The 4,277-nt window shown below is 43.7% G+C and carries 4 protein-coding genes and 1 pseudogene; 4 read left to right on the top strand and 1 reads right to left on the bottom strand.

Translation table 11 applies throughout. The features are described 5' to 3' along the window. Positions 1-43: 43 nt before the first annotated feature. A pseudogene (locus HMPREF9538_RS15960) lies at positions 44-367 on the bottom strand (transposase); the annotation flags it as partial. Positions 368-843: 476 nt separating this feature from the next. On the opposite strand from HMPREF9538_RS15960, the gene hxsD reads away from it, so the two are divergent. Genes hxsD through hxsA form a run of 4 tightly spaced genes read left to right on the top strand, consistent with a single transcriptional unit; the run spans position 844 to position 4,241 of the window. Then, positions 844-1,116 carry a His-Xaa-Ser system protein HxsD gene (gene hxsD / locus HMPREF9538_RS15965; RefSeq protein ID WP_000333416.1) on the top strand — a complete coding sequence of 91 codons (273 nt, stop codon included), beginning with the start codon at positions 844-846 and terminating at the stop codon, positions 1,114-1,116. Further along, positions 1,116-2,504 carry a His-Xaa-Ser system radical SAM maturase HxsB gene (gene hxsB / locus HMPREF9538_RS15970; protein WP_004118216.1) on the top strand — a complete coding sequence of 463 codons (1,389 nt, stop codon included), beginning with the start codon at positions 1,116-1,118 and terminating at the stop codon, positions 2,502-2,504. Before hxsD ends, hxsB begins: the two co-directional genes overlap by 1 nt. Next, positions 2,497-3,609 (top strand): His-Xaa-Ser system radical SAM maturase HxsC, encoded by a 1,113-nt coding sequence (gene hxsC, locus HMPREF9538_RS15975; RefSeq protein ID WP_000005560.1) that lies wholly within the window; start codon positions 2,497-2,499, stop codon positions 3,607-3,609. Before hxsB ends, hxsC begins: the two co-directional genes overlap by 8 nt. Next, entirely contained in the window at positions 3,606-4,241 is a 636-nt protein-coding gene (gene hxsA, locus HMPREF9538_RS29780) for a His-Xaa-Ser repeat protein HxsA (RefSeq protein ID WP_004118217.1), read from the top strand. Before hxsC ends, hxsA begins: the two co-directional genes overlap by 4 nt. Positions 4,242-4,277 lie beyond the last annotated feature (36 nt).

Raw genomic sequence — 4,277 nt, 5'->3', positions numbered from 1 at the left:
TTATCACCACCGACTATTTGCAACAGTGCCCGTGCGCTATCCACTTTTTTTGTCGGCCATATTCAACGGCTTCTTTCAGCAGCTCGTTTTCCATGGTTTTTTTGCCCAGCAGGCGCTGTAACTCTTTAATTTGCTTCATTGCAGATGCCAGCTCCGACGCGGGTACAACCTGTTCACCCGCGGCAACCGCAGTGAGACTGCCTTCCTGATATTGCTTACGCCACAGGAACAGCTGACTGGCAGCAACGCCATGCTGACGGGCGACCAGCGACACGGTCATTCCGGGCTCAAAGCTCTGCTGAACAATGGCGATTTTTTCCTGAACGCTGCGCCGTCTGCGCTTCTCTGGACCTAGAACATCAATCATTCGGACTCCAACGACTAGTCTAAAACTAGTATTAAGACTATCACTAATTTAAGTGATACCAACTGTCTGGAGATTCATAGGGCCAGTCTATGGCGTCCTGAAGACCGGAACCGTTTTTAATGACGAAGACCTGAAACCGGTACTGTCAACCTGACTATACCAGGCTGGCATTAAACACAAGGTAATGCTCACTGCAATAAGTGAGCGCAGTCCGTTATGAGCGAACAGCGGAAGTTCGGAATGCATACTTACTACGATGCATGTTAAGCAATGGGGAGCAGGTCAGACGGGCAGCTATGAACGAGAAGCAGAGGTTCACAATTGGTGATGGCATTACGAACGTTGCGATATATTGATCAACGGCACGCTAGTCACCTGTAACATACCGATAGATATGTTGTATCATTGTTTCTATAGGAAAAATCTGCTTTGAAGAAGTTGCTGGGCGTGATTATTTGCATTGAAAGGTGATGGCAATGTGCGAAAGGACGTTTGAAAAAGAACTTTATTCTGAGTGGGTTATACGCAATAGCCTATACTGGATGACTCCACTTACTCGATGGAAACTCCTTGAGGAGTTGTCCTCTTGGACGATCTCTTTTGAAAACGATAGTCCCGAATGCCTCTATGAATTCGAGAGACTGCTGAATGATTACGCTTTGCGAGAAAAGCTACAGCATAAAACAGGGGCGTTGAGAGATTCTATTGTCCATAAAGTGCTTCGCAGCGTAGATGAAAGGCTTTCGTAATGGAATTGATGCCATTCAATTTTGACAGATTGCCTAATGGACGGGTTTTTATAAGCAACCTCGCAGGCTTTCATCACTTCATTAATGAGCAAGAGCTGCTTGATCTTTCTGATGAGCAAATCAGTGCGGAGCAATCAAACCCACTAGAAAGCAAGCTGTTCATAACCAACGAAAGCTCATCAGCTATTGCTCCCTATGCTTTAAGTTCTGCTTTTGCAAAAAGATTGATGAATGAACTGGCGATCAGGCCAATTTTCATGATTGTGCCCACATTGCGTTGCGACCATACCTGCAAGTATTGTCAGGTCAGTAGAGCTTCAGTGAACGCCTCTGGTTATGATCTAGATCCCGATCTCATCCCTCATATCATTTCGACTATCAAAAAACTATCGATACCACCTTACAAGATAGAGATACAGGGTGGAGAGCCACTCTTGCGGTTCGATTTAATTCAGTCTATCTATGAGCAATGTACTGAAACGTTGGGAAGCTCCGATTTTGAGATGGTGATAGCATCAAGCCTGTCTGTCTTGAATGAGGATATGCTTCAATGGTCGAGAGGCAGGAACATAACGTTCTCTGTTTCGCTTGATGGTGAGGAGGTTGTTCACAACAGTAATCGAATTCTTGGTCATGGGCTTGCTTACAGTAGAACAGTATCAGGAGTAGAGGCTATCAAACGGTCTTTAGGCGCTGGTCGCGTTGCAACGGTTACTACAGTTACTAAAGATCTTATCAGGCATCCTGAATCGATTGTCCAGGCTCACTTGTCTCTTGGCCTCAAGGACATGTTTATCCGACCTGTTAGTCCCTATGGGTTTGCACAAAAAGCATCGTTCACATTTTCTATGGAGGAATACTTCAGTTTCTATGCCTCGTTGATAGATGAAATCCTTAAGATGAATAATGAAGGGATAAGGGTTGTGGAACATTCGGCCTCCATTCATCTGAAAAGGATCTTCAATCCCGGCTTTAGTGGTTATGCGGATTTAAAGTCGCCAAGCGGGGTCGTGCTTAACAGTATTCTTTTCAATTATGACGGTCGAGTATATGGTAGCGATGAGAGCCGTATGTTGCAGAAGGTGAACCCTGAAACGGAGTTCAGTGCGGGTGAGGTTAAAACGCTATCATTTTCTAAGAGTCCTTACTATAACGCAGTGTTGAGTTCATCGTTCAATTTTGCTCTGCCGGGTTGTGATACATGTGCATATCAACCATTTTGCGGTGCAGATCCATGCCAGAACATAAGTGTACAGGGTGAGCCTGTCGGTGATAGGAGTCGTTCAACGTTTTGTCAGTATCACAAGGGGATGTTCAGGTATCTGATGAACTGCATCTCAGAAGGTGGTCCGAAGGCTGAGATGCTAAAAGGATGGGCATATGTCTGAGGTTATTAGGAACGATATCTTTCATTTTGCTTCAAAAAAGAATGTGCCCACGGGGTTCTATCGGTTATGCAAACAAAAACCAATGAACCCTTTATTCTTTTTACCCAATTTACTGGTAGTTGCTGAAGGCAATAATGATGCCATTCAACCATGCTTTGATTTCTCTGTTATTAGCACTGAATTATATGAGTCAATTGAAGATGGAGATATTGGGATAATCAACAATGGCAATATGATACGCGTAATTCTGTCCCGCAGAGCCAATCATAATACTGTCTTAGTAACGGAACGCTGCAATAACTTGTGTCTGTTTTGTTCGCAGCCACCTAAGAAATCAAATGATGACTGGCTACTTACCCAATCAGCTCTTGCTATAGCTTCATTTGGTTTGGATGGAGTTGTTGGGGTCAGCGGTGGAGAACCTTTGCTGTATGGAGATGATTTCCTTCACTTCATTGATTTTATCATCGAGAATTCACCAGATACTGCTTTGCATGTTTTAACAAACGGACGCAAATTTTCTGATATCAACTTTACTCAGGAAATGGCAAAGCGAAGCAAAAAGATAAAAATCACCTTTGGTATCCCGCTCTACTCATCAAGACCACTTGTGCATGATCATCTGGTAGGGAATGATGGCGCATTTAATGAAACGGTTAAGGGATTAATTAATGCAGGAAACTCAGGGATTAATATCGAACTTAGAGTTATTCCGACACTGGCTAACTATACAGAATTGGATGATATTGTAGAGTTCGTTGGCCGTGTGTTCTCCAACATCAATCAGATTTCCCTTATGGGGCTGGAATCTATCGGTTGGGCACGAAAGAACTGGTCAACAATCTTCATTGAGCACAGCAGTTATAGTGAGAAAATAATCTCCGCCATAGACGCTGCGCACAGGTCAGGTATACCTCTAACAATTTTTAATTATCCTTTGTGTCATCTTCCCGAAAGAGCTTGGGAGCTTGCTGCTCAGTCGATCTCTGATTGGAAAAATTACTATCCTAAAGAATGTGATGAATGCACTCAGAAGTCTTCCTGTACTGGTTATTTCAGTTCCTCAACAGGCCGTTTTCATCAACCACCGAGACCAATTTTATGAAAAAATTTAATTTTGCTGCTCTACTTCCGGGATTTTTGGCGCTCAATAATTCTGTATGGGCAAGTGATTCATCCACCGGAGCAAGTGATTTGCCTGGTATGACCCTTAATGAACATGATTTAGTGATAGCCCCACTTAACACCGAAGTTCCATTCTACATTGCAGGGCATCGCAGTCATAGCTCCCATCGAAGCCATAGTTCTCACCGATCATCATCAGGTGGCGGGTACTATGGTGGCAGCACTCCTTATTATCCAAAAACATACAGCTCACCAAGCTCATCTGAGTCTTCAAGTTCAGGAACAAGTTCCTCATCGTCCTCTTCCTCTGTGCGTTCGCTTCGTTCTAACGACAATAACAACTCTACTACTACGAATTCTGTTGGAACTACAGAAGCTAACCGTGCAAGTAATGGGCTGACTTCTGGTACAGAGAAGCGTAAGCGCTTAATCATGCGGGTTCAATTCGCTTTGCTGGACAAAGGTTATTACAACGGGAATATTGACGGCATAATGGGGCCTTCCACAAGGCAGTCCATAAAAAATTATCGCATTGCGAACGGACTACCAACACCTGCAACTGAAACGCTGGATACTCAATTATTGAACTCGTTAAATATTTTGGCTCGTTAAATCTCAGTGGGGGGTAATGACTCCAACTTATTGATA

The organism is Klebsiella sp. MS 92-3, assembly GCF_000195655.1.
Taxonomy (GTDB): Bacteria; Pseudomonadota; Gammaproteobacteria; order Enterobacterales; family Enterobacteriaceae; genus Klebsiella; species Klebsiella pneumoniae.
This window is presented reverse-complemented; position numbering and strand designations above follow the sequence as displayed.

Excerpts from the sequence above, each read along its gene's own strand:
- hxsD (WP_000333416.1), top strand. The coding sequence starts at position 844 with ATGTGCGAAAGGACGTTTGAAAAAGAACTTTATTCTGAGTGGGTTATA.
- hxsB (WP_004118216.1), top strand. The coding sequence starts at position 1,116 with ATGGAATTGATGCCATTCAATTTTGACAGATTGCCTAATGGACGGGTT.
- hxsA (WP_004118217.1), top strand. The coding sequence starts at position 3,606 with ATGAAAAAATTTAATTTTGCTGCTCTACTTCCGGGATTTTTGGCGCTC.
- hxsC (WP_000005560.1), top strand. The coding sequence starts at position 2,497 with ATGTCTGAGGTTATTAGGAACGATATCTTTCATTTTGCTTCAAAAAAG.